1 pseudogene is annotated in these 489 nt (G+C 44.2%); it reads left to right on the top strand.

The features are described from left to right. Nucleotides 1-67: 67 nt before the first annotated feature. Nucleotides 68-489 (top strand): annotated as a pseudogene (locus ACFINC_RS09705) (autotransporter outer membrane beta-barrel domain-containing protein); the annotation flags it as partial.

Below are 489 nucleotides of genomic sequence, written 5' to 3' on the forward strand. Positions count from 1 at the left end.
TTCTACAATTTGGTATTTATCTAGAGCTTCTGAAGATAGGGGAAGTTCGAATACTGAGGGACAGTGTGTGAATAAGAAAGCGAAGGTTCCTCTTGCATTGTCTATGAGGAGTGGTAAGCAGTCTGGTCAAGGGGCTTCTTCTGGAGGAAAAAATACTGATCGTCGTCCACCTAAAAAAGAGCACCCCAAGCCACGTCCTCCACGTCATTTAAGAGAAACGCAGAATGTCTCTCATGTTTCGGTATCTTCTTCTCAAGAAAATCAGACTCGTGTAGAGTTACCTCCATCAAGCCCCCATCCTCTTTCTGATGAAAAGCGACAGGGTGCTGTTTCAACATCTTCTCATTCTTCAGCCGATCAGATGGTGTTACGTCCAGTTCAGAAAGAACAATCTTCCCCACAAATGAGTGAGACGCTTTCATTTTCTGATTTTTTAACCACGCCTTCTACAGATGCAGTATTGTCTATGTCTGTAGCGCCAGCGATGGT

It is taken from the genome of Bartonella sp. AP58NXGY, from assembly GCF_042195785.1.
Classification (GTDB): Bacteria; Pseudomonadota; Alphaproteobacteria; order Rhizobiales; family Rhizobiaceae; genus Bartonella.